We start from the raw sequence: 23,904 nt of genomic DNA, 5'->3' as shown, positions 1-23,904 counted from the left end.
TAACAGTTCCTACTGCCAAGTCTGTAGTGGACTTTCACCACCAAGTTGTCGCCCATGCCGGGCGCACATGAAAAAGAGAGCACAGTTACTACACTTGTGCTCTCCTTTATTGCCCGCTCCTTTTCATAAAGGTGCTATTACTTTTTCTGTATATTTTTATAATAATGTGACATCCAAGTATCCCAGTTTACGTGCCTCTCTAATCCTCTGCTGGTCTTCCTCGGTTATTTTCAGTAAAGCAGGGTTTTCAAGTATCATTTCATAGCCATATTCCTGTACACCTGACTGTATGATCGCTTTATCTATGCCTGTAACTATAGATAAAATCTTAGCTGGTTTTTTGTCTTTTGCTCGCTCGTCCGTTACTTCAGTAAATAACATCTCTGCTCCTCCTTTCTATACTGCTTCACCTATTTCTTTATATGATTATACCACATATGAAAGCGCTTCAACAAGAAGGATGTAACTGGATTATGTATATTTAATCTAATAAATGTGTAAAAGTTACGGCTTTGATCCAGCTTACTTCTCCGAGTACTGATTTCCAGCTGTAGAGAAGTTTCCTGGTGTTCTGACAAAGAACGTCAGAACTAAACCGAGCAGCGCGAAGACTGATGCCCATAAGAAGGCATGTGTTTCCTGAGACACTGCTGAAAGAAGCAGCGGACCGATGAGCGCAGATATTCCATAAGCCTGATAGAGCAAACCATAGTTCGATCCAAAATAGTATGTGCCGAAATAATCGCTGCACACTGCCGGAAACGTCGCTAGAAATCCGCCGAAACAGCTGACTATAATGCCTAGTATCGCAAAGTAAGTAAACGCATTGAGCTGAAATAAACTAAGCACCGCCATCGATACAGCAGTCAGACCAAACAGGAGAGTAAACACTCTCAATCGTCCGATCAAGTCAGACAGTGCACCCCATCCCAGTCTCCCTAAAGCATTGAATACAGCAGCTACAGCTACTGCATAACCTGCTGTTTTAGGAAACAGGCCGACCAGATCTCTCGCAATATCCTGAGACAAGCCGATAACCAGCAAGCCACTCAGACTTCCTGCAAAGTACATGATCCACAATAAGTAAAATGCCGGGGTCTTCAACATGCCTTTTGTAGTAAAGTCATTTTCGTTGACAAGCACGTGCTTGTTTTCTGACTGTGTTGGAACTTTAAGCATCTGTGCCCCAGTAATCCCTACTAATGCGTAGACCAGGCCTTGAACTAAAAAGGTCTGAGATACCCCAATCGAACTGATCAGTGCGGATAATAAAAAGGTGAACTACCCACCACTTAAATCCTCCGGATTTTGAAGTGGGGCTTCCTACGAACTCCATTCTTGTCTGCACAGATTTCATGCAGACAGAGGAATCGGATATGGGTAGGCTCAAAAGGCAGTCCCTGCCTCATAGGTTTTCTTTTACTTGGCTAACGCCAAGGAATACTCAGTAGGCTTGATTGTCGCCTAGATATAGACTTGGTTATCATCTATACACAAAGCATACCAAATGAGAACGACATTTACCACTTCAAGCTATCGCTTGACCGAAATTCATCTCCCACTTTCACTGGTGCTTCGCACCCATACGCTTAGAAGTGGGAGACTTCTTTCGGAATTACGTTAAAAATAAACCCGCCCATTCCGAACGCGCCGATGATGATCCCTGTCACCATCCCTTTCTTTCTCGGGTACCACTTCAGACCAGTCGACAACGGACAGACGTAGACCATACCGACACCGATACCTCCTACAAGACTGTAGCCTAGATACAAAACTGGCAGGGACCGTGCCTGCGAGGCAATTATCAGACCTGCACTGAAACATATCATTCCGATCGTCCCAACTAGTCGCGGTCCGATTCTGTCCTGCAGTCGCCCAGAAAAAATGGTGACAAATGCGAAAATAAATACGATAAGAGAATAGGCCGTATAAACTTCTGTTCTCTCCCATCCGAAGGCATCGACTAATGGTTGGTTAAACAAACTCCACGTGTAGATCCCTCCAATACATAGCTGCATCATGACACCGCCGAGCAGCACTTTCCATCTTTCTGCAGATTGTTCCATATTCATTCCCCTTTTCAGAAATAGTATAGCAGATTATTAGTTTGGCAATCAAAGCGAATTGACTTATTCTACTCCATATTTAACTATGAATTCCCTTTCACAAGACATGACTGATAATGGTATACTGTTGTTGCATATAGAAAGGTGGAGATTAACTGTGCTGGCAGTCCTTTTACAGTCTTTTCAAATTTTTACTGGTCATACTAGTGGCCTACTTATTCAAACAAGCTAAAATACTGAGATCAACTGACGGAGTAGCCCTGCAGAAAATCATACTTAACCTGACCCTTCCTGCGACGATTGTTGTCGGATTTAACGGGGTTTCAGTAGAACCTATTTTGTTTATCATGATCTCTCTCGGTCTCCTCACGAATATCGCTCTTGTCACCCTGGGTGGCTTTTTATGGCGTAATAAAGAAGCCCCACTTCAGTCCCTGATGATGTTCAGTCAGGCTGGATACAATATTGGCAACTTTACTATCCCTTTTGTCCAGGGGTTTTTCCCGGCAGCCATTCCTTATATAGGTAGCTTTGACATGGGAAATGCACTCATGCTGTTCGGCGGATCCCCAATGATCGTCGATAAAATGACCGGACAGAATCACTCGAACGATGGTTATATCAGAAGGATCTTGAGGTTGTTCCGATCCCCTTCTTTCACTACTTATATTGTCATGTTTCTTCTTGCACTTATCGGTATTGTTCTGACAGAAGAAATGCTGTCAGTTTTCAGACTCTTTTCAAGCGGGAATGCTTTCTTGTCCATGTTCATGGTCGGCTTGTATCTAGAAATACGCATCGACTCAGTATCGTTCAAGCGAGTCAGACAGCTCCTGGCTACCCGGTATATTATCGGTAGCCTAGTCGCCGCTATATTTTTCCTGGTCCTGCCACTGCCAGAATTGGTCCGTATCTCATTAGTACTCGTTGCTTTGGCACCGATCGGAACAGTTTCTACTATTAATATGATAATTTACGGCAATAAGCGGTCCTTAGCCAGTTTTCTGTCCTCAGTAAGCATCATCATCTCCTTAATTATGATGACCGGTGCTCTTCTGCTGATTATGTAAGTCCTGATCGGTACCGAAGTTGTTTTCACTTTGCTTTTTTTCTGTCAGATGAGGAAATTGGGAAGGGTTCATCCTTAGCGAACCCTGATGGCAATAGTTATGGATAAAACTCGTTTCTTTGATAGCAATGTTTTGTGATCTTTACGCCCTGTTTTATTGAGGAAGTAAAGTTCCTTGATCCAACGGGGTATTCTGCTTGTTCTGATTTGGAGTAGTTGGATACTTCCAGTGATTTGGGGGATTGGGAGATTTTTTTGGGGAAAAAGTGTCAGCTCGCTGGGTATGGAGGTGTCGAGTTGGACATAAGATCCGTTTTGCGACCAACTCGACACGCTTTCTACCTGCGAGTTGGACATAAGATCCGTTTTGCGACCAACTCGACACGCTTTCTACCTGCGAGTTGGACATAAGTTCCATTTTGCGACCAACTCGACACGCTTTCTCCCTCCGAGTTGGACATAAGATCCGTTTTACGACCAACTCGACACGCTTTCTACCTGCGAGTTGGACATAAGATCCATTTTGCGACCAACTCAACACGCTTTCTCCCTACTAGTTGGTCATAAGATCCGTTTTGCAACCAACTCGACACGCTTTCTCCCTCCGAGTTGGACATAAGATCCATTTTGCGACCAACTCGACACGCTTTCTCCCTGCGAGTTGGACATAAGATCCATTTTGCGACCAACTCGACACGCTTTCTCCCTCCGAGTTGGACATATGATCCAACTATTGCTTTCGTCACAAACAGAATCTTTAATTGGATGGCAGCTGTCAGCATGACAGCTACCAAATAAAAGTTAGAACACAAAAGTTATGCATAAGCAGAAACTTTCCCGAGCTTCTTTTCTGCAACAAAAAAAAGCAATGAGGTGCCATTAAATATGGAACAAACTTCACTGCTTTTAGCGTATTTAAATTGGCATCTATCAATTCCCAGGTCAGCTAAACGATTCTGTGTACATGAGCATTTCTGTGATGCCTTTTTAGTAATCTTCAGGCATGATCATGGCCAAAATGATGTAAAGAAGCAGGTTTGATGGAAGAATCAGGAAAATCAGTCTGACAGCCAGTGACGAAATACCGAAAAACTCTGCAATTCCTCCACATACGCCTGAAATAACTCGATCATCTGAAGATTTTCTTAATTTATTGCCGTTCATAGTCTATTCCTCCTCAATTAATTATCTCTTCTTTCACTTTACTCCAATAAATCAGTAATCTCAAGCATGAGCATAATTCTTCACAAGTATTTTTTCCTTCTCAGATAAATTGCCACTGCTGCTCCAAGAAGGACTGATATCAGGATAACAACAATCGTTCCAAATGGGGACTGCCGGCCGACCAATCCCCCGGTATTCATCCCGAACAAGCTGAAAATAAGGGTCGGAATGGATATGACCAGGGCGATTGATTCAAGAAATTCCATGATGCTGTTCAATCGGTTATCGATGCTGTCCGAGAGAAGTCCACTTGTGGATTCAATCAGTTCTTTATATAGCTGACTGTTGAAGAGACTTTTACGTATAAGGAGTCTCACGTTTTCTCTCTCTTGGTGAGTACATGTTCTCTCTATCGTTGAATCTGATAACCACTGATGAAAGGTTTCACCATAATCTTCAAGCCGTTTAGAAAAGATAACCATTTCCTGTTCGATATCAGCCAGACTCAACAGCACTTCTCTATTGGCTTTTTCTACAGTTTCCGACTTCGCCTCACGGATGTTCTGGCTTAATCGGTCCATTCGATTGTCCACCGCAATATACATACTAACTATCAGATCCATCATTACCTGATGAGGCGATCGGTCTGAATTGAGCTTATCAAGCAACCCTTCGTCTGAATACCCGTTCAGTACGACTAAAACAGATGCCATTGAAAAAATGAACGTAAGTGTTGTGGATGTATCTGCAAGATGATTACTTTGCAGATCATTAAAAACAGGGAGGTGCAGTACAGACACACGTTGCCCGTAATGATCCTTCAGGCAACTATAGTAGGACACTGTCCTATCTTCCAAGAGAGAGGAAATATCCAAATCTGCTGAAAATTTATCGGTCTCTTTTTTCACATCGTCTCTTACAGGATCAGTTACCAGCACCCATTCAGTAATAGAGTCCGTCCTTTCCGTATTACCTTTACTGATCATGTCACACCTGCTTCCTCAATTGTCCTAAGTCAATCATACTCTAAATTGACTTTAATCTCTATTAACGACCGTCTTATATTTTAGTGTTCCGTACTGAAAATATAAGACGAATAGTGTACACTTTGAGTATTACATAAAGATAGACTGGAAGAAAGAGAGGACAGCTGTCTCAAGCAGCTCAACTGATTATGTGGATACCTTTAATTTTGGCTGTCAGCTTCGTGCTGATTCATTTCCTATCTATATACATATCTTTACCGAAAGCTTTATTAAGACGATTCATTTCGTTTTCTGCTGGAGTGGGAATAGCCTATGTCTTTATCCACCTGTGGCCCCAAGTTGCACACACCCAGGAATTAGCTGAACAGGAAATACACTGGCTGGAAGGACACTTGCTGCACTATGCCTTATATATCATTGCCTTGCTTGGTCTATCCGTTTTTTATGCGATGGACCGTCTGATTGCACGCGCTTATGAAACTAAAGAACAGACCAATCCCAACTTGATCGAATCCCGCCTGTTCTGGGCCCACATTGCCTTCTTTTCTTTATACAATGCCATGATCGGCTACCTTCTGACAGACAGGCGAGAACCGGATGCCACATTAGTTGTATTCTTTATTGCTTTTGCTCTTCATTTTGTGACGAATGACTGGGGGCTCAGACGTCACCATGAATCAGTATATGATCAGTACGGACGGCATATTCTTTCTCTGGCTATCATTGTCGGGTTCGGAATCGGGCTATTTTCTGATTTTCCAGAGTATATATTCGGAAGTGTTGAAGCTTTTGTAGCGGGCGCGATGACACTGAATGTCATCAAGCATGAGCTTCCGTCTGAAAGAGAAGGAAATCTAGAAGGCTTTCTGACGGGGGTAATTTCAGCCGGTTTCCTGTTTATATTCATATAAAAAAGTGATGCGGCCGTCTGAAAGAGACCGAGCATCACTTCGTTTATTATAAATAGTTTCTAAGTTCACCTATATCGGAGATGAGCAAATCTGCTCCTTCGAGTTCCTTATGTTTTCCGAAGCCATAGGTGCATCCTATAGCGTAGACTCCTTCAAGTTCAGCCGTTTCGATATCCTGGAATCGGTCGCCTATTACAACAATATCTCCTTCAAAGTCCTGTTTCAGCAGTTTAACGATCTCTTTCTTTGATTTCCTGAAGTTGAACTGTTCCGTACAGTACAGTCTCTTAAAGTAGCCTTTCAGTCTAAACTGTTCGGCATGCATCTCCATGTAACTGATTGAGCAGTTACTTAAGAAGATCAGAGTATATCCCTGATCTTTGAGATACTGCAGAGTGTCAACAGCGCCTGCATACCATCTAGCTTCATTCCTCTGAATCATTTCAAGCATCGTTTTACCGATAAGTCCAGATGCATCCTGACGAAAACTAGGATCGAGGTCGGGCATGAACAGCTCCCACATTTCCTGCTTGCTGTAGCCCAGCCACTGGGTAATTTCTTCATCTGACCAGTTTTTTTCTTCTGCTTTGTTATTCTTCACAAGATAATTGTATGCGCGTTTAAACGCGGGGATGTATATTTTACTGCTGTCATGAAGCGTACCGTCATAATCAAAAATGATTGTTCTGACGTGACTCAATTCATTCTTCATTTCAATTTTTTCATAAGGTTGGCCATTTCGATTGCTCCAACGGCTACTTCTCCACCCTTGTTACCAGCTTTTGTTCCGGCACGTTCAATAGCCTGTTCGATTGTATCGACTGTCAGCACGCCGAACATGACAGGTACACCTGTAGTGTCTGATGCTGAAGCCACTCCCTTGGATACTTCTCCACAGACATGGTCGTAGTGAGAGGTAGCTCCTCTGATCACTGCACCAAGAGTAACCACTGCATCATACTTTCCGGATGCCGCCATTGTTTTAGCTACTAATGGGATTTCATATGCTCCAGGTACCCAGGCAACGTCGATATCCGACTCTTCCATTCCGTGTCTGACTAATGCATCTACAGCCCCATCAAGCAGTCTTGACCCGATAAAGTCATTGAAGCGTCCCACGACGATTCCAATTTTTAAATCCTGTGCAATTAACTGTCCTTCAATCTTATTCATAATTCTGTTCCTCCAAATTCATTTTTTAATATTCTAAATAGTGTCCCATTTTTTCTTTTTTCGTGCGCAGATACTCCTTGTCTTCATCGAAGAGCGTCATCTGTATCGGTACCCGCTTTTCGACTTTCAGCCCGTACTGATCCAGACTTGATATCTTGAGGGGGTTGTTGGTCATCAGATTAAGTCTGCTGACACCAAGATTATCAAATATCTGCTTGCATTCGTAGTACTCCCTGGCATCTATCGGGAAGCCGAGGAGAACATTGGCCTGAATGGTATCGTGCCCCTGATCCTGCAGCGCATACGCTTTGATCTTGTTGACCAGGCCGATCCCGCGGCCTTCCTGTCTCATGTATAGAAGCACGCCTCTGCCTTCTTCTGCAATTTTTTCCATGGCAGAATCGAGCTGCTGACCGCAGTCACACTTTTTAGATCCGAACACATCCCCAGTCAGACATTCCGAATGGATGCGACAGAGAACAGGTTCCCCATCTGATACATCTCCTTTGACAAGCGCGACATGATGTTCACCGGTAAATTTATGTTCATACGCATAAATATCGAATTCACCGAACTTTGTCGGCAGCTTGGCTTTTGATTCCCGAAAAATAACCTGTTCATTGGCTTTCCGGTATTCGATCAGTTCACTTATCGTTGCCATCTTCATATCATGTTCTTCTGCAAAAGCAGCCAGGTCATCACGTCTGGCCATGCTCCCGTCATCATTCATGATTTCACAGCACAAGCCGACCGGTTTCAGACCAGCCAGTCTCATAAGGTCTACTGTTGCTTCCGTATGGCCATTTCTTGCCAGCACACCCCCGTCAACCGCTTCAAGTGGAAACATATGTCCCGGACGTTTAAAATCTTCAGGACGGCTGTCTTCATCCACCGTTTTCATAGCTGTCAGCGAACGTTCGCCGGCTGATATTCCTGTAGTGGTATCTACATGATCGATGGATACTGTAAAGGCTGTCGTGTGATCATCCGTATTGTATAGACTCATTTGAGACAGACCCAGCTTCTTCGTATACTCCTTAGTCATAGGAATACAGATCAGTCCTCTGGCATACTTGGCCATAAAGTTGACATTTTCAGCAGTCGCGAATTCTGCTGCACAGACGATGTCTCCCTCGTTTTCCCTGTCTTCATCATCTACGATAATGACGTTTTTCCCTTGTTTCAGATCTTCCAGTAATTCTTCAACTTTATTGAACATGCCCTCACTCCTGTTTCTTTCTATCTATACAAACCCATTAGTCTGCAAAAAGTCTTGACTTAGCTTTAACTTTGTCTCGCTCTTTGGAGCCAGGCCCATTAGCTTTTCTACATATTTTCCGATCATGTCACATTCGAGATTGACCTTGTCGCCGATTGAATGGCTCAGCAATGTGGTTTGCTCAGACGTATGCGGGATGATCGATACTTGAAAGTCATTATCTGATACAGCTGCGACCGTCAGACTGATGCCGTCGATTGCTATGGATCCCTTTTCGATAATGTATTTCAGCAGGTTCTTGGAGGCATTGACTGTGACCCAGACCGCATTATCGTCTTTTCTGAAATGAGTAATGACTCCTGTTCCGTCGATGTGTCCGCTGACCATATGGCCACCTAGTCTGGTCTGAAGCGTCAGCGCTCGCTCAAGATTGATACGGCTACCGGAAGTCAGTGTTCCCAAAGTCGTTCTATCCAAGGTTTCTGACATGACATCAGCTGTGAAAAACGTTTTATCGAAAGTAGTGATCGTCAGGCACACCCCATTAGTCAATATGCTGTCTCCTATGGCTGCATCTTCCAGAACCTTCTCTGCTTTAATGGTCAATTCGCTTGATTTAGCACCTTTTTTAATGCTTTTGATTTCTCCTATTTCTTCAACAATTCCTGTAAACATTTAATTTTCACTCCTATCTATATAAGCTTCAATATGCAAATCATCTTCAATTCTGGTTATTTCAACAGATTTCAGTTTATAAGCATCGGACATCTGTTGGACCCCGTGTCCAATGACTGGAGATATCGCTTCTGCTCCACCAAGGAGTTTAGGTGCAATATAAACAGACAGTTTGTGCACGATTCCAGCTTTCAACGCAGCTGCATTGAGCGTTCCTCCCCCTTCAAGCAGAAGGCTGTCTACGCCGTATTCCCCGATGATCCGCATGGCTTCTTCCAAATCGACATGTCCGTCAGATTCTCCAACAATTTTTACCGTCACGCCTCTACTTTCAAGCGCCTCTTTTTTTGCCGAAGGTGCCTGTTCGGTCGTCAGTATCAATGTCTTTGCTTTATCCTGCTCAGTCAGGACTCTTGCGTCCATAGGGATTTTCAATTGACTGTCCATAATAATACGCACTGGCTGAGGCAGTCCATCAACCCGACAGGTCAATCGGGGGTCATCTTTCAGGACCGTTCCTATTCCAACCATTATTCCGCTGAGATGCCCTCTTAAATGATGCGCATGATTTCTTGATGCATCAGACGAGATCCATTTCGACTCCCCGGTTTCTGTAGCTATTTTTCCATCCAGTGTCATTGCGTATTTCATTACGACAAAGGGACTTCTAGTAGTAATAAAATAGTTGAACACTTCGTTCAACTTTCTGCTTTCTTCTTCAAGAACGCCTGTCACCACTTCAATTCCTGCATTTCTTATACGCTCAATGCCGTTTCCAGAAACGACCGGGTTCGGATCAAGTGCGGCTACAACTACTCTCTTCAGCTTTTTGTCGATAATCAGATCCGAACATGGCGGCGTGCGGCCATAATGAGAACACGGTTCAAGCGTGACATATATCGTTGCCCCTTCTACTGGTTCATTCGCAGAGTTGATCGCATTGACTTCTGCATGCGGTTCTCCAGCTTGATGATGATACCCTTCTCCTATGATTCGCCCGTCTTTCACTATGACAGCCCCTACCATAGGATTAGGAGACGTGTGACCCTTCGCTTGCGCTGCTAAATATAATGCCCTTTTCATATAGGTTTCGTCCGTTGTCACTTTTTCACCTCATTAAAAAAGCCCCGAATCAATTAAGATTCAGGGCTTGAAGAATTTTGACCAGTTATGCACATAACAGAACAAGAGAGTACGCCAGTCAGACTGGCAGCTGGACCTATATAAAGAAAAACCCTGGAATAAACTATTCCAGGGTTTGAAAGGTCATCTCAATCTGCACTTTGAAAAGGCCTAGTTGTCCTCTTGAAAGTCCAATTGTGCATATACGTGTCTTCTTTCATCCAGACTATACTGTCGGCTTCGGAATCTAACCGAATCTGCCTTGCGGCTCGTGGGCTTTACCACCGGTAGGGACTTACACCCTGCCCTGAAGACTATTTACTTGTTAAATAAATCATATATGGAAAATATAACTGTGTCAACTATGAATATTTATTATCTGCATTTTTAACCAGAACAGCTACTCCCATGCCTCCGCCGATGCATAATGACGCCAGACCGTATGTCAGTCCACGCTGCTTCATCAGATGGACAAGTGTGACCAGAATCCGGTTACCACTGGCACCAACTGGATGACCAAGCGCAACAGCTCCTCCATTTAGGTTTGTCCGCTCAAGCATATAGTCTTTGTCTACTCCAAATTCATCCGATATTTCTTTTATAACACCCAGACTCTGACTGGCGAATGCTTCATTCAACTCGAATACATCGATGTCCTCAAAACTTATTTCCGCACGCTTGACTGCCTGCTTGATAGCTGGAGTTGGTCCTAGACCCATAACTGAAGGATCGACGCCTCCCTGACCTATCCCGACGATTTCAACGAGGGGAGTCAGATTATTTTCAGTCAGGTAGTCTTCCCCAACGATCAGAGTTGCGCTGGCCCCGTCATTGATTCCGGAGGCATTTCCGGCTGTAACGGACCCGTCTTTTTTGAAAGCCGGTCTTAGGCTGTTCAGTTTTTCTTCTGTCGTATTACGATTGGGGTATTCGTCCGTGTCGACAATAACCGTTTCTCTACGGACTTTAGTCTCCACTGGAATGATTTCATTATTGAAGGCCCCATTGTCTATCGCTTCGATCGCTCTCTTTTGAGACGTGTAGGCAAAGTGATCCTGATCTTCTCGAGTCAGGTTGTATCGTTCAACGATATTCTCAGCGGTCACTCCCATATGATAGCCTTCAAAAGCATCTGTCAAAGCATCATCTAGCATGTGGTCTCCCACTTTATAACCGCCCATTTTCTGACCACTACGGGTGCTGCCTGGAATTAGGTAGGGTGCCTGACTCATTGATTCTGTGCCCCCTGCAATGATCGCTTGATATTCACCGGCTTTAATTCCCAGATAAGCGTTCATTACCGATTTTAATCCACTTCCGCAGACCATATTCAATGAATACGCTGGAACGTCAACTTGAATTCCTGCCTTGATTGCTGCCTGACGAGTGACACCTTGTCCCTGTCCAGCCGGCAGTACATTTCCCAGAACAACTTCATCGATGTCTTTCTGATTGATTTTGCTCTGTTCCAGCACACCTTTTATTGCGTAACTGCCTAAATCAGCGGCAGACACATCTTTAAGTGCGCCTAAAAATGATCCAATGGGTGTTCGTTTTGCTCCTGCGATGTAAACTTTACTCATTCCATTCTCCCTTTCGTCAGCTGCTTTGATTCTTTCTAGTCATAGTATTGACCACGAGCTGGAACAAGTAAAGTCATATGCAGTAATTTTAGAACAATCTTAAACTCTTTATTTTTTATTCGTCAACTGGTATAACCGCACCATCCCAAGTATCCAGAATGAATTCCTGAGTTTCTTCTGCTCTAAGCACTTCAACCAAACGGGCAATCAGTTCGCTGTCTTCGTCTTCTGAACGTACTGCAATGATATTGGCATACGGCGACGAACTGCTTTCCAAAGCGATTGCTTCTTCAACTGGACTGATGTCTTGATCCACTGCAAAGTTTGAGTTGATGAAGAACACATCTCCTTCATCCTGAGCGTACAATGTCGTCATTAGCGCTGCATCGTATTCATATTCGAACTGAAGGTTTCGTTCATTTTCTACAATATCATCGAACGATGCGTCAATCAGATCGATCGAGTCGTCTACTGTGATCAGCCCGGCATCCTGAAGAATACCCAGAATACGTCCGTGATCGGCAACACTGCTGCTGGCAAGAATCGTTGCCCCTTCAGGCAGATCTTCCAGGCTGTCGTGACGGTTTGAGTATGCACCTAGAGGTTCGATATGAATCCCACCTGCATTGGCGAAGTCATAGTCGTTTTCTTCCACTTGTGTTTCAAAATACGGCACGTGCTGGAAGTAGTTGGCATCGATATCCCCATCAGAAAGAGCCAGATTCGGTATAATGTAGTCATTATACGTTTCGATCTCCAGTTCAATGCCTTCTTCTGCCAGTGTCGGCTGAATGAATTCCAGGATTTCTGCGTGAGGCACATTGGTCGCCCCGACTCTTAGTACCTGAGACTCTTCAATTGTCTCTTCTGTTGTTTCATTTCCATTGCCTTCTGCCGGATCCGGGCTGTCTCCAGCTGTATCGCCATTTCCATTCCCGCATGCTGCCAGTAAGAATGCACTGCTCAATAAACCTAGTCTGATTGCTTTTTTCATAATATATTTCTCCCCTATTCTCTATTTTTTATCTTTTATCAATATAAGAAACCCAACGGTCCCCTATAAATTGGATAACAAAAACAATGAGTAAAATTACTAATGTGGACACTAGTGTGACGGTTGCCCTACCTCGCTGGAAGCCTTCCAGATAAGCCAGATTCCCTAAGCCACCTGCTCCGATCACCCCAGCCATCGCCGTGTAGCCGACGAGACTGATCGCCGTAACTGTTATGCCGGCAATGATGGAAGGCAGGCTTTCCGGAATATACACTTTCATGATGAGTTCAAATTTAGACGCACCCATCGCTTCCGCTGCTTCGATCACGCCTTTATCCACTTCTCTGAGTCCCGTTTCTACCAGCCGTGCATAGAACGGTGCAGCTGATAAAATCAGGGCCGGAAGTCCAGCAGTCGGTCCGGTGATACTGCCGACGATCACTCGTGTAAAGGGAATTAGCAGAACGATCAGGATAATAAACGGAATCGACCGAAAAATGTTGACCATGACTGATACTGACTTGTATAAAGCTACCGACCAGATCGTCTGATTGTCTCTCGTTTCATATAGAATCAGACCAAGTATCAGTCCGAGAACGAAGACGGCAATGACTGACAAGGCGCTCATATAAATCGTCTGTCTTGTTGCTGTCCATAATCTGTCCCATGAGACAGTTTCAAAATTGGTATATTCTGTTAATATACCTGCTATTGTCAATTGATTTAACATTTTTATTCAATCACCTCTACTTGGACCGGATAGGTTTTGAACAGTTCGAGTGCCTGTTCCTGCTTGCTCTGGTCACCCAGAACCTGGATGATCAGTGTACCTACCGGCGTGTTATGTGTCGACTGGATCGTCCCCTGAATGATGTTGATATCGCAGCCGCATTGTCTGCTGACTTGAGTAATCACCGGTGACCCGACATTGTCTCCCTGGAAGAACAGCTGAATGATCTGACCATCAGGATAGGCTTTTTTCAGTTCAGTCAGCGCCTGGCGCGTTTCCTTATTGTCCGTTTCCCTATCCTGACGGATAAATCGTTTAGTAATGTCTTCCTGAGGATTTCTGAATACCTGGAGAACCGATCCCTCTTCAACGATATTTCCTTTGTTCATAACTGCTACCCGGTCACAGATTTTTCTGACTACTTCCATTTCATGAGTGATCAGAACAATCGTGACATTCAGTTCCTCATTTATCTTGGCGAGAAGGTCAAGCACTTCATCTGTGGTCTGAGGATCGAGGGCACTGGTGGCTTCATCACAGAGCAGAACTTTCGGGTCATTCGCCAATGCTCTGGCAATCCCGACCCGCTGCTTCTCTCCACCGGACAGCTGTGCCGGATAGGCTTTTTCCTTGTCACTTAATCCGACCAGGCTAATCAGTTCTCTGGCCCGGTCTATCCGCTCGGCTTTTGGCACACCGGCAATTTCCAATGGGAAGCATATATTCTCCAGTACAGTCCGGCTCCAGAGTAAGTTGAAATGCTGGAAAATCATACCTATGGACTGGCGCTCTTTTCTCAGCTCTCTTTTTCCTAGAGGAGACAGCTCCTTGTCGTCAATGATGACGGAACCTGAAGACGGCCGCTCAAGTCCGTTCAGCATTCTGAGCAAGGTGCTTTTACCGGCTCCGGAATACCCGACTATGCCGTAAATTTCTCCTTTGTTGATTGTTAGGTTAGTTTCTTTCACAGCTTCAAACGGCTGTTTTTTGTTTAAAAATGTCTTGGTCACTTTATTTAAAGTAATCACTTTGGTTCACTCCTGTTCTAATACGGTCTCTAAGCCTGCAAAAGATAGTCTTCAAGTCTGTCCAGACAACCTCTCCAGACTATCCTGAGCAATAAAAAACGCCCTTTTCAAGTCGCTAAACTTAAAAAGGGCGAATAGGTCTATTCGCGGTTCCACCTTCATTCGTCACTTCATTGCTGAAGTAACCTCAATCAGTACTTAAAAGCCTGTCTGCTTCTGCATACTGCGGCACTATAGCGGGTGCACCCGGAAATGGCTCATACATGTACTCACCATTTCAGCTCAAAGACCATTTTCCAGATCGATCCTCATGCTCCCTTTCACCAGGCGAGAGCTCTCTGAGATGAATCTCTAATCTGTACTTATCTTTTCAACGCTAACTGTTCTCATTTAAATTTAATTAATGTTGTGACTGATTAGTAGTCTATCAGATGGACTAAATCCGTGTCAACACTTTTATTTTTTATTTTTTTTTAAATCCAGGTCAACAATCTGCGTACCGTGGAACTGGTCCGTGTGAATCAACTCAGCTGCTTCGGAAAGATTTTTATAAGTTAGGCCCCCACCGGCAAGAATTTCAAGACGTCCTGAAGCTTCTTCGACAAGCTGATTGATCCATTTATAATGATTCAGAGCTGACCCTGCTTTTGCCCCTCGTGTCAGTAGTCTGTTTATTCCATGACCGCTCAGTTCTGAAACTGCAGCCAACTGAGCTGTTTCGGCAAGCTCGTCAAATGCCATATGAAAAACCGTTTCTCTGTTTCCAGCACATTCGACCAGTTTGTCGATAAATGGCCAGTCGATTTGTCCATCTGGCGTGAGTGCACCGAAGACTATCCCGTCTGTTCCAAGTTCGACTGAACGAGCAGCAGATTCGACCATCATCGCTTTTTCTTCGTCCGTGTAGACAAAGCTGCCTCCACGTGGCCTTATCATCGTTACGACCTTGACCTGATGCTGATGAGCGAATGCCAGAACCTCTTTCTGGACCTGTTCAGAAGGGGTTGTTCCTCCTACATCCAGCCTGTCACACAATTCTATCCGGTCAGCACCGGCATGAATAGCTTCAGGTACGTTGTAGAAGTTTTCAGCACAAAATTCTCTTAACATGTTATCTCTCCTCGTTTTACCCTTCATTAATGAGAGGCTGCGCATGTTTAGTGCCGTAAAGATACCCCAGTACACATACAAGAGCTGAGAATCCTATGAAGATCGGCATGTAAAACGGATTTGAGAACCAGCCGCCCAGCAGGATGACCAGCGATCCGATCGTGCCCAGTACTGGCGCGACGTAACCTAAAAATACACTAGTGATGCGTTTTTCCTTCTTAAGCTGAATGACTTTGATATACAAGACAATATATAGGACATAACTGAATACGATGGCGATTTCACTGATGTCTCCACCGGCAAGGATGTCCCATCTTTGAGTAATGTAATGCATGACCAGCCAGAAGACAGATAATCCGTATGCTGTCAGTGCGGCGAATGGTGACAGACCTTTCTCTTCATCCAGATTCTTAATTCGACCACTCATCGGCATCATATTTTTCATAGCCAGAGTATGAGGCAGTCGGATATAACCCAAGCTGATCCCATTGACCACTCCAAGGATGGATATGAGCACAAAGCTCGTCAGTATCCGTTCCCCGTATATGCCTAATATCGACTGCCCAGCCTGACCGATCGCCTGATCGCCTGCCGAGAGAATGAACTCCACGCCGACGATTGCTATCAGTCCAAGGAAGAAGGCCAGGTATACCCCAAGAACAACAAGCGGGCCGATCGTCAGTGCCAGTGGCATCGTCCGTCGATGATTTCTCACTTCCTGAGTGATGGTCGTAGATACGATCCATCCGTCGAAAGAAAAGGCTACCGGGGCTAACGCTCCAAGCCAGGCCCATCCGACATTGCTTCTTTCAACCAGAGCTATTCCTTCAGGCAGAGCCGGTGCGTTCTGATTCCAGAAAATCCCTAGCAGTCCGATTCCAATCAGAGGAATCATTTTGACTACTGTGGATATATTCTGAAAACGCCCTCCGCTCTTGTATGAAAAGTAGTTCATAGCAAAGAAGAATGTCATGTACATTAGTCCTAGAATAGTCTGCAGTTCCAGACTGGACTCCAGACCAAACAGAGAAATGGTATAAATCCCTGAGACCCAGCTGACAACGGCTGTAATCGTCGGGAAATAGACATAGAGCTGGAACCATCCAAAGGCGTTCGCTGCTTTTGACGAAACGAATTCCTCATAGTAGGAGACGACTCCTCCTCTCATGGAAGACCGACCTGCCAGTTGTGATAAGGTGATACTTCCGAATATGACACAAAGTGCCCCAATAACGAAAACCAGAATACCCAGCCAGACACTGCCTCCAGTTGCAATTAGAATTTCATCTGCTTTAAAAAATATACCTGAACCAATACTGATTCCGATGATCATGGAAATGGCAGTTCCCAGACCGTAGTGTTCTCTTTCTTTCATCATGACTCCCTCCTCCATTGCTGAAAGGCAATGGTTAAAAATGCATTATTCAACTATAGCAAAAAGAGGGATTGAAATAAAGAGATAGAACATGTGTTATTTATGATAACGGTCTCAGTTTATAGTCTTCTCATTCTTATTAGACATAGGGATTTAATATCTGATTACTTTTTTCATAAAGTGATAGTCAGATTCCGGCTTCGAGTACTGTTCTATAAATCCATATTTTTCGTAAAGATGTTTTGCCCGGTCATTTCCTTTCAGAACATAGAGAGTCAGATTGTCGATTTCCGGATCACTTAGTGCCGCACCTGTCAAATAGTCCATAATGTCGTGGCCGATCGACTGATTTCTATGGGACTCTTTCACTGCAATGAAGTCAATATACCATTCATTTGGTGCAGGATTCCGACTTGTACTCAAACCCGCCTTAACAAAGGAGACAAACGCTTTCGGTCCAATCGCCTTTATGATCGCAGCGGTTTTAGCTAAAAGTCTCAAACCTGGCTTAAAATGACCAGAAGTGGAACAGCCGAAAGCTCCGACAACTTCCCCTTCTGCTTGTACGGTAAAGATAGTCATTGAAAAACTGTCTGCTTCCTGAATCCAGACCAGCTTGAGTAATTTCTGTAGCTGCTTCTTAGTCAGCTGGGTCTTGTCCTGAAACTTATCGTAGAACGCATTAGCTACCATCTGACTGACTGCCTCTGCCTGGTGCTTATTCATTTTTCCGATCTGCATGAGTCTATCTTCCTTTCAAAGGTCATTTTATCTAGAAAGGATCTAGCACTACTCCTTGACGGCCAGATATTTTTCCTTGTCCCCAGTGTAACAGGTCAGGTGAGTCGTTTCATTTTCTAAGTCTCAAGCCTACTATCCTTTTCGGCCCATTCCCATCCGTATGCTATAATGTAACCATAACACGCTACAGAAAGGGCGATTAAATGTCAGCCGATACACTGATTTACCGGGCTATTGAAAAAAAAGATTACGCAGCTGCGGCCCAACTTATTAAAGATACCTGGCAGTACGAGAAAGTTGCTTCATCCAACAATGCTCTGCATATGGCCTATGTTTTTCTGTATTCAAGTCTTGCTCATCATAATTTTTCACAAGTTGCCCTCCGAGAAGGGAAGCTCGTTGGACTGATTCTGGGGCGGACAAATGAGGTTCCACTTAAAGAAAAACGTTATTACTTGAATATGGGCTATCATCTAATCAGGCTGCTTCTGACTTCTGAGGGAAAACAGGCCGTTCAGTCTTTTCGAAGAAATTTGCAGGTTAATCAGGCCCTGCTTAAACAGACTTACGAAACATACGATGGAGAACTGACATTTTTTGCGGTTGATGCGTCAACCAGACAGTCAGGCATTGGTTCTCATTTGTTCCATTCCTATCTCACTTTTATGCAGAATGAAGGGGCCAGAACATTTCGTCTGTTTACTGATACCAGCTGCACTTATGCGTTTTATGAATCTAAAGGGATGACGCGCATCGGGGCTGTCACCAGACGCATGCCGTTTTTAGATAAGGAAATGAGCTTTTTCCTATATCGAGGAGACCTGCAGGAATTAATAAACGGATAAGGCCTTATAGGCAGTCATCTTTATTTTCAGCTGATCATCATATGCACTTTGATCGGTATAGAACGGTTATGTCAGAGTTGGCCAGTGAAGAGCTTTCACCGGCCTTTTTTTCAATTAACAGACACAGAGGATTTATGCATTTAAAGGATCCTGCTGTTATTGATTCAATTTATTACAGCCGGAACGAGGATAAACCGTCACAAAGATAATTCTACTTGCAGTTGGGGGCACAGGTACCTTTGCCTACTTCCACAAGGACAACTCTAGATGCATTTCCATCGGTTATTATTGTCAGACTTACCGCTATAGAGGCTCTAGCTATAGCTCTGAAAGAATCTATAAGACTAAACTACTGCTAGACCCCTTCTAACTGCATCTTTAAAAAATTCCTATCCATAAAATTCAGTTAAACACGCCTTACTTTGAGTTCAGTACTCACTCTAGTATTTATACTGCAGTTATAGGCAGTCATAGCTGTACTTCGCTGTTTCTAATTGTAACTGAACTGCCGTTAAGACCACTTTATTCGACTTTTACATTCCTTACGTGACCTGACTCTCAGATAATCGTCACATTTCCACACTATTTAAAGCTTTTTATAATCAGAAGATTTGAGAAGCTCAAATCTGACCTAATTTGATTATGTCTTTCCTGAAGACAGCAGAAACGACCGAGCTGACAGGTACAGAGAAAAACCTCATCCACAGAAGAGTAGGCATGTACTCCATGGATGAGGTTAATCTTTCTTAAGTTTTAATTACTCTGTTCAGCTGTTTGGACTTTTCCTTTTCTTTTCGGATTGAATTTAATCAGCCCAAAGATCAGGAAGAACACGGTAATGACGGTCGAAATAATCAGGAAGACCACTGGACCGAACTGGTAAATGAACGGCAGTGATGCAGCCGTCACCAGTCCCCCTCCAACGAAAGGTTCAAACAGGATCTGTTTGTAGCCGAATCCCATCAGCGCGGGAGTCTGATATTCCGGATCAGCAATTTTCATCAGTAGAAGTCCGGTCGCTGTCATACCCGTTGCCTGTCCAAAATCACCAAGTCCTCTTTCAAACCAGTACTCGGGAATCATCCGTGGACCGAGGTACAGGAATGCAAAGACGTTCCAGGCTGTAGCGACGATTGCCAGCAGGAGGAACGGCAGGATATTTTCTCCAATGACCTGCAGAGATAATGTAGCCAGCGCAGATACAAGAAGCACATCCAAAGCAAATCCGGATATTTTGCTGATCAGGTTCTGATCGATATACATATGAATATCTAGCTTATCGAAGAACATCTGAACGATGACTCCACCGATCATAGCGAGCGGGAACAGGGGCACATAAGGGAATAAGACTACATCTGTCCACGCTCCCCATGTACTGGCTTCCAGCAGGATAAGACCTTGCTGCAGGACATAACCGATCACTATTGCAAATGCAATAAGTGACAAGTGAAAGGCAAGTGGTTCGATCGCTTTGGCTTCTTTCACTTGAGATTCCATCTCGAATCCGTGAGACTCACCTAAACGTTCTTTTTCTTCTTCAGTATAGTACTCTTTCCCTCCGACATGTTTAGCGAAGCCTTTTCTGTATCCAATATTGATGATGATGATGCCTGCAACGACCCCAACTAAAATACCGACTGTAGCTAAACCGAGAGCGAGGTCTGTACCTTCGGCAAAGCCAAGGTTTTCAAATGTGCTGGCCAATCCGGCAGCTGTCCCATGACCACCTACAAAACTGATCTCGATAAGTGCTCCAGCCAATGGATTCATGCCAAATAGTGGCGTCAACACAAGCAATGTAAGCAGCAGACCTATAACATACTGTCCCCATGATACAGCCTGCCCCATTACGATCTGAGGGCCTGCGACATCCCATATTTTCCTGACGCCAGGGACTTTCTTGCCTAAGAACAAGGCGGCAAAAACGATATTGATGAACACCCCTGGAAGAGGACGCCACACATCGAGAATAAAATCAGGAATCAGTCCATTATAAAATATGGATCCCTGCTCCAGAAATTGAGACGTCAATCGTCCCAGAACATCAGGACCTAAAAACAAGGCAATAAATCCTGCGATAATCGAACTGGGTAAAAACAGATTGCGCAGCCATTTCGTATGCAGGCGCACAACTTTCCCGATAATCAGAAACACCCCGATCATCAGAAAACTAAATCCCACCATATTTGGTGTCATAACTCATTCCTCCTAGTACGTGATTATAATTACACATATTTTACTATTATAATCTAAATTTCATTTTCTAACAACTATTGTGAGATTACATACGAAATATTCAGGAGGTGAATGATTAGATCCTTAAATATTATATTATGTTCTTATCCTTCTACTGAATTATCTGGTAATCTATTTACACTAACAAGTCAATCATAGGGCAGCTGCTTGTTGATTGTGAAATCTGATCAAATTAATCTTCTTTATCGTTTTCCATTTCTTCTTCCCTAAATGCGGCTCTGGTTTCTCTCGTTTTCTTGGTTCTCTGAATTTTCACCTCGGCAAGATATTCGACTACTTCCTTAGGTTTCCTAATATCAAAGGCTTCAACCGGTTCAGGTCCTCTCATTGTTTCTCTCTTGATGTGCAGAACCCCATTCTCATCAACTTTTTCTTTCCATCGGACGAGCCGCAGCATCCCTTCTGTCAGTTCCAGAGCAGTTATGCTGGCCGGATAGATACCACAGCCCGTATTGAAATAGGGGATCTGTTTGTTGTTCGGAAATTTGAAGCGATGCGTGTGCCCACATATCAGTGCACGCCGATGCTTTTCGATCCATTTACTGTAGTTACGTTCGATCTTATGACGTTTGGTCACGTTCTTGACCGGACTCGCCGGATTCTTGATTCCTACCCGGTGGAAAAAACGCCAGAAATATTTGATGGACAACATAGTAAAGAACCAGAACTGATCATTTGGTGCATCCCCCTGGTGACCATGCAGGACAAACAACTCCTGACTTGTATTACGATGTTTGAGGATAACAGCTTCCTGGGGTTCGATCCCCTTTAAAAAATCATAGAACACTTCACTATATTCGTCATAGTTGATAAACAGATTCTTTTTAACATACTTGGGATTATCCAAATAGATATCATGGTTGCCGAATATACGTATATAACGGTTTTTATCGTAAAATTTCTTAATAGCCTGATATGTATCCGTATGAGCATTTTTGATATGCTCCATTTCTGAATACTCAAGCAGTTCTTCGCCATCTCCAACTTCAAAAAATGTATAGCCATTTTCATAGTATTCATTCAATGCATGCACGAATAAATTTCTACTTTTTAAAAATTCGTCAGATGTACTTCCGTCCCCACGGTGCGCATCGCTCATGAAGACGATACGCGAATGGTCGTCAAAGTACATTTTCTTTGCGTTCTCATATGCTTCTGTCAGTCTTTTCTGAGTAAACACTTATCGGCACCTCCAACTTACTTTCTCTCTACCTTTAAGTATACGCTACTCCGGCTCGATAATGAAAATAGAATACTTATCTAATAATCCCATGAGTAATACTGACACGTGGCTGCCAATGTGCTAAAGTTAATATTGTAGGAATTAATAAAGGAGGGACTGTATGAAATTTGGTGTAAGAAAACCGAGTCTGAAAAAATCCATTAAAGCTCGGACGACTGGAAAGATTAAACGTAAAGTAAAATCTTCAGTAAATCCTTTGTACGGGAAAAAAGGAATGGGTTATGTAAATAATCCTAAACGAGCTGTTTATAATAAGGTTTATAACAAAACTACTGTCGGAATTAATCCGTTATCTAAACTGTCAACACCGTCACACACCTCTACGAAAACCTCTTCTATTAAAAGCGATCAAGCTATAGGATATATGAAAAAAGAGAAAAAGCAGGAAACAGTTCCTGTCAGAAACCCAGTGGAAAAGTGGATTCGGCGGGTCATCAGGAGAGACGATTCAGATACTAAGATAATCACTCGCACCGTAATTACTGAACAATATACTGTGAAAGAAATGCTGGCTATTCAAGATGAAGCCCGATCATGCCTTCATAACTATAACCAGTCCATGCGCCATCTGACAGACACTAATAATGCCGATGTCTTTTTCCCGAGACTTCAGGAGGCTGAAGAGTCTTTATCAACCCTGGTCAGTTTGACTCAGAATCATTCTTTCCTGGTAGCTGAAGGAGATGATGTCATCGATGCTCAGAATCGTCTACTTGAAGAGAAAGAAAATATCATCAAGCAGTTTGTCCATACTCATTTTTCCGAGTCGATTAAAGGAGCTGATAAGCTGAAAACGGACCGAGGACGTCGCAATCGTTTAAAATCGAATTACAATGAACTCAGCACCTACTTCTCTGATCTTCCTCAATCGACTGTTGAAATGATCAATACTATCTGGAACAGCGTTATTCCTCAAGAGGATTTATTGAACTACTCCACCTTAAATCCTAAGGGATTTTGAAGATGGAGATTCCTAAGAACTCCCACCTATTGGTCGGATATTGATTAGGCTAACTCTGTAGTCCCTACAGTTCTGGAAGTTAAAATACGCAATGCTTCCTGGTTTAAATTTATGCTTGCGTTAGTATCCCGGTCGTGATGAGCATGACATTCTGGACATTCCCATTTGCGAACAGCGAGATTCTTAACGGCTTTGTTTTGGTAGCCGCATCCCGAGCAGAGTTGGCTTGAAGGAAAGTTCCGTGCGACAGCGATTATTTCTTTCCCATACCACTTGGCTTTGTATTCTAACATAGTACGAAATTCCGCCCAACTTACTTCTGAGATGGATTTAGCTAATTTTCGATTGAGCATCATATTCTTTACCAACAAATCTTCGATACCGATTATGTCGTGGTTTTTGACAATCTCGGTGGAGATTTTATGAAGGTAGTCGGTGCGTTTGTTTTTGATAGTTTCGTGAATGTTGGCAACTTTGATGCGCTGCTTCTGATAGTTCTTCGATTCGGATAATTTTCGACCATCTTTGAGCGCTTGTATTTTCCTTCTGGATAGTTTGCGTTGTTCCTTTGCTAGTTTAGTTTCCAAAGAACGAAAGAATTTTGGATTCTTGTAAACTGTTCCATCCGAAAGAATCGCAAAGTCTTTTAATCC

At 43.6% G+C, this 23,904-nt stretch carries 24 protein-coding genes, 1 riboswitch and 1 other annotated feature; of the genes, 4 read left to right on the top strand and 20 right to left on the bottom strand.

The genetic code is table 11. The features are described from left to right. Positions 1-156: 156 nt before the first annotated feature. The 3 genes from ABFX15_RS01145 to ABFX15_RS01135 all read right to left on the bottom strand — a co-directional run bounded on the left by ABFX15_RS01145 (position 157) and on the right by ABFX15_RS01135 (position 2,066). A complete protein-coding gene (locus ABFX15_RS01145; protein ID WP_346023725.1) occupies positions 157-381 on the bottom strand; it encodes a hypothetical protein in 225 nt (74 codons plus the stop codon). Positions 382-522: 141 nt separating this feature from the next. Further along, a complete protein-coding gene (locus ABFX15_RS01140; RefSeq protein WP_346023724.1) occupies positions 523-1,179 on the bottom strand; it encodes an MFS transporter in 657 nt (218 codons plus the stop codon). Positions 1,180-1,589: 410 nt separating this feature from the next. Further along, positions 1,590-2,066 (bottom strand): MFS transporter, encoded by a 477-nt coding sequence (locus tag ABFX15_RS01135; protein ID WP_346023723.1) that lies wholly within the window; start codon positions 2,064-2,066, stop codon positions 1,590-1,592. Between the two features lie 206 nt (positions 2,067-2,272). On the opposite strand from ABFX15_RS01135, the gene ABFX15_RS01130 reads away from it, so the two are divergent. Further along, entirely contained in the window at positions 2,273-3,136 is an 864-nt protein-coding gene (locus ABFX15_RS01130; protein ID WP_346023722.1) for an AEC family transporter, read from the top strand. A gap of 986 nt (positions 3,137-4,122) precedes the next feature. Here the strand turns inward: ABFX15_RS01130 and ABFX15_RS01125 are convergent. Both ABFX15_RS01125 and ABFX15_RS01120 read right to left on the bottom strand, forming a co-directional pair. Next, entirely contained in the window at positions 4,123-4,299 is a 177-nt protein-coding gene (locus ABFX15_RS01125) for a PspC domain-containing protein (RefSeq protein WP_091265713.1), read from the bottom strand. Positions 4,300-4,379: 80 nt separating this feature from the next. Continuing rightward, positions 4,380-5,285, bottom strand: coding sequence for a CorA family divalent cation transporter (locus ABFX15_RS01120; protein ID WP_346023721.1), 906 nt, complete (start codon positions 5,283-5,285; stop codon positions 4,380-4,382). Between the two features lie 188 nt (positions 5,286-5,473). On the opposite strand from ABFX15_RS01120, the gene ABFX15_RS01115 reads away from it, so the two are divergent. Next, positions 5,474-6,196, top strand: coding sequence for a hypothetical protein (locus ABFX15_RS01115; RefSeq protein ID WP_346023720.1), 723 nt, complete (start codon positions 5,474-5,476; stop codon positions 6,194-6,196). A gap of 46 nt (positions 6,197-6,242) precedes the next feature. Here ABFX15_RS01115 and ABFX15_RS01110 read toward each other — a convergent pair whose 3' ends face one another. The 12 genes from ABFX15_RS01110 to ABFX15_RS01055 all read right to left on the bottom strand — a co-directional run bounded on the left by ABFX15_RS01110 (position 6,243) and on the right by ABFX15_RS01055 (position 17,946). Then, positions 6,243-6,908: an HAD family hydrolase gene (locus ABFX15_RS01110; RefSeq protein WP_346023719.1), complete on the bottom strand. Its 666-nt coding sequence runs from the start codon at positions 6,906-6,908 to the stop codon at positions 6,243-6,245. Then, on the bottom strand, positions 6,905-7,369 hold the full coding sequence (ribH, locus tag ABFX15_RS01105; protein ID WP_346023718.1) for a 6,7-dimethyl-8-ribityllumazine synthase: 465 nt from the start codon (positions 7,367-7,369) through the stop codon (positions 6,905-6,907). Before ribH ends, ABFX15_RS01110 begins: the two co-directional genes overlap by 4 nt. A 25-nt stretch (positions 7,370-7,394) precedes the next feature. Beyond that, a complete protein-coding gene (locus ABFX15_RS01100) occupies positions 7,395-8,588 on the bottom strand; it encodes a bifunctional 3,4-dihydroxy-2-butanone-4-phosphate synthase/GTP cyclohydrolase II (protein WP_346023717.1) in 1,194 nt (397 codons plus the stop codon). 24 nt (positions 8,589-8,612) lie between these two features. Then, positions 8,613-9,263, bottom strand: coding sequence for a riboflavin synthase (locus ABFX15_RS01095; RefSeq protein WP_346023716.1), 651 nt, complete (start codon positions 9,261-9,263; stop codon positions 8,613-8,615). Further along, positions 9,264-10,367 (bottom strand): bifunctional diaminohydroxyphosphoribosylaminopyrimidine deaminase/5-amino-6-(5-phosphoribosylamino)uracil reductase RibD, encoded by a 1,104-nt coding sequence (ribD, locus tag ABFX15_RS01090; RefSeq protein WP_428830574.1) that lies wholly within the window; start codon positions 10,365-10,367, stop codon positions 9,264-9,266. A gap of 223 nt (positions 10,368-10,590) precedes the next feature. Further along, a riboswitch (FMN riboswitch) is annotated at positions 10,591-10,704 on the bottom strand. Between the two features lie 43 nt (positions 10,705-10,747). Further along, positions 10,748-11,968 carry an acetyl-CoA C-acetyltransferase gene (locus tag ABFX15_RS01085; protein ID WP_346023714.1) on the bottom strand — a complete coding sequence of 407 codons (1,221 nt, stop codon included), beginning with the start codon at positions 11,966-11,968 and terminating at the stop codon, positions 10,748-10,750. A gap of 115 nt (positions 11,969-12,083) precedes the next feature. Further along, entirely contained in the window at positions 12,084-12,962 is an 879-nt protein-coding gene (locus ABFX15_RS01080; RefSeq protein ID WP_346023713.1) for a MetQ/NlpA family ABC transporter substrate-binding protein, read from the bottom strand. Between the two features lie 28 nt (positions 12,963-12,990). Beyond that, positions 12,991-13,692, bottom strand: coding sequence for a methionine ABC transporter permease (locus ABFX15_RS01075; protein ID WP_091481639.1), 702 nt, complete (start codon positions 13,690-13,692; stop codon positions 12,991-12,993). Between the two features lie 2 nt (positions 13,693-13,694). Next, positions 13,695-14,720 (bottom strand): methionine ABC transporter ATP-binding protein, encoded by a 1,026-nt coding sequence (locus tag ABFX15_RS01070; RefSeq protein ID WP_346023712.1) that lies wholly within the window; start codon positions 14,718-14,720, stop codon positions 13,695-13,697. A gap of 123 nt (positions 14,721-14,843) precedes the next feature. Next, positions 14,844-15,103 (bottom strand) — a binding site (T-box leader). 73 nt (positions 15,104-15,176) lie between these two features. Next, on the bottom strand, positions 15,177-15,830 hold the full coding sequence (locus ABFX15_RS01065; RefSeq protein ID WP_346023711.1) for a copper homeostasis protein CutC: 654 nt from the start codon (positions 15,828-15,830) through the stop codon (positions 15,177-15,179). Between the two features lie 16 nt (positions 15,831-15,846). Continuing rightward, positions 15,847-17,205: an APC family permease gene (locus tag ABFX15_RS01060; RefSeq protein ID WP_346023710.1), complete on the bottom strand. Its 1,359-nt coding sequence runs from the start codon at positions 17,203-17,205 to the stop codon at positions 15,847-15,849. A 153-nt stretch (positions 17,206-17,358) separates the two neighbouring features. Beyond that, positions 17,359-17,946 (bottom strand): GNAT family N-acetyltransferase, encoded by a 588-nt coding sequence (locus ABFX15_RS01055; RefSeq protein ID WP_346023709.1) that lies wholly within the window; start codon positions 17,944-17,946, stop codon positions 17,359-17,361. Between the two features lie 203 nt (positions 17,947-18,149). On the opposite strand from ABFX15_RS01055, the gene ABFX15_RS01050 reads away from it, so the two are divergent. After that, on the top strand, positions 18,150-18,791 hold the full coding sequence (locus ABFX15_RS01050) for a GNAT family N-acetyltransferase (protein ID WP_346023708.1): 642 nt from the start codon (positions 18,150-18,152) through the stop codon (positions 18,789-18,791). A gap of 753 nt (positions 18,792-19,544) precedes the next feature. On the opposite strand, the gene ABFX15_RS01045 is transcribed toward ABFX15_RS01050, so the two are convergent. Further along, on the bottom strand, positions 19,545-20,987 hold the full coding sequence (locus ABFX15_RS01045) for a sodium/glutamate symporter (protein WP_346023707.1): 1,443 nt from the start codon (positions 20,985-20,987) through the stop codon (positions 19,545-19,547). Between the two features lie 232 nt (positions 20,988-21,219). Next, the gene (locus ABFX15_RS01040) at positions 21,220-22,227 is read right to left on the bottom strand and encodes a metallophosphoesterase (protein WP_346023706.1); all 1,008 of its coding nucleotides are present in this window, start codon (positions 22,225-22,227) and stop codon (positions 21,220-21,222) included. A 163-nt stretch (positions 22,228-22,390) separates the two neighbouring features. On the opposite strand from ABFX15_RS01040, the gene ABFX15_RS01035 reads away from it, so the two are divergent. After that, entirely contained in the window at positions 22,391-23,251 is an 861-nt protein-coding gene (locus tag ABFX15_RS01035; protein WP_346023705.1) for a hypothetical protein, read from the top strand. Between the two features lie 44 nt (positions 23,252-23,295). Here the strand turns inward: ABFX15_RS01035 and ABFX15_RS01030 are convergent. Next, positions 23,296-23,904: RNA-guided endonuclease TnpB family protein (locus ABFX15_RS01030; RefSeq protein WP_346023704.1), on the bottom strand; the 609-nt coding region annotated here is incomplete at its 5' end.

The sequence above is a fragment of the Alkalibacterium indicireducens genome (assembly GCF_039522005.1).
Classification (GTDB): domain Bacteria; phylum Bacillota; class Bacilli; order Lactobacillales; family Carnobacteriaceae_A; genus Alkalibacterium; species Alkalibacterium indicireducens.
Note: the sequence above shows the minus strand (reverse complement) of the source record. Positions and strands in the feature narration are given on the sequence as shown.

Coding starts and splice junctions, on each gene's coding strand:
- ABFX15_RS01145 (WP_346023725.1), bottom strand. CDS start 381: ATGTTATTTACTGAAGTAACGGACGAGCGAGCAAAAGACAAAAAACCA.
- ABFX15_RS01140 (WP_346023724.1), bottom strand. CDS start 1,179: ATGCTTAAAGTTCCAACACAGTCAGAAAACAAGCACGTGCTTGTCAAC.
- ABFX15_RS01135 (WP_346023723.1), bottom strand. CDS start 2,066: ATGGAACAATCTGCAGAAAGATGGAAAGTGCTGCTCGGCGGTGTCATG.
- ABFX15_RS01125 (WP_091265713.1), bottom strand. CDS start 4,299: ATGAACGGCAATAAATTAAGAAAATCTTCAGATGATCGAGTTATTTCA.
- ABFX15_RS01120 (WP_346023721.1), bottom strand. CDS start 5,285: ATGATCAGTAAAGGTAATACGGAAAGGACGGACTCTATTACTGAATGG.
- ABFX15_RS01115 (WP_346023720.1), top strand. CDS start 5,474: ATGTGGATACCTTTAATTTTGGCTGTCAGCTTCGTGCTGATTCATTTC.
- ABFX15_RS01110 (WP_346023719.1), bottom strand. CDS start 6,908: ATGAAGAATGAATTGAGTCACGTCAGAACAATCATTTTTGATTATGAC.
- ribH (WP_346023718.1), bottom strand. CDS start 7,369: ATGAATAAGATTGAAGGACAGTTAATTGCACAGGATTTAAAAATTGGA.
- ABFX15_RS01100 (WP_346023717.1), bottom strand. CDS start 8,588: ATGTTCAATAAAGTTGAAGAATTACTGGAAGATCTGAAACAAGGGAAA.
- ABFX15_RS01095 (WP_346023716.1), bottom strand. CDS start 9,263: ATGTTTACAGGAATTGTTGAAGAAATAGGAGAAATCAAAAGCATTAAA.
- ABFX15_RS01085 (WP_346023714.1), bottom strand. CDS start 11,968: ATGAGTAAAGTTTACATCGCAGGAGCAAAACGAACACCCATTGGATCA.
- ABFX15_RS01080 (WP_346023713.1), bottom strand. CDS start 12,962: ATGAAAAAAGCAATCAGACTAGGTTTATTGAGCAGTGCATTCTTACTG.
- ABFX15_RS01075 (WP_091481639.1), bottom strand. CDS start 13,692: ATGTTAAATCAATTGACAATAGCAGGTATATTAACAGAATATACCAAT.
- ABFX15_RS01065 (WP_346023711.1), bottom strand. CDS start 15,830: ATGTTAAGAGAATTTTGTGCTGAAAACTTCTACAACGTACCTGAAGCT.
- ABFX15_RS01060 (WP_346023710.1), bottom strand. CDS start 17,205: ATGAAAGAAAGAGAACACTACGGTCTGGGAACTGCCATTTCCATGATC.
- ABFX15_RS01055 (WP_346023709.1), bottom strand. CDS start 17,946: ATGCAGATCGGAAAAATGAATAAGCACCAGGCAGAGGCAGTCAGTCAG.
- ABFX15_RS01050 (WP_346023708.1), top strand. CDS start 18,150: ATGTCAGCCGATACACTGATTTACCGGGCTATTGAAAAAAAAGATTAC.
- ABFX15_RS01045 (WP_346023707.1), bottom strand. CDS start 20,987: ATGACACCAAATATGGTGGGATTTAGTTTTCTGATGATCGGGGTGTTT.
- ABFX15_RS01035 (WP_346023705.1), top strand. CDS start 22,391: ATGAAATTTGGTGTAAGAAAACCGAGTCTGAAAAAATCCATTAAAGCT.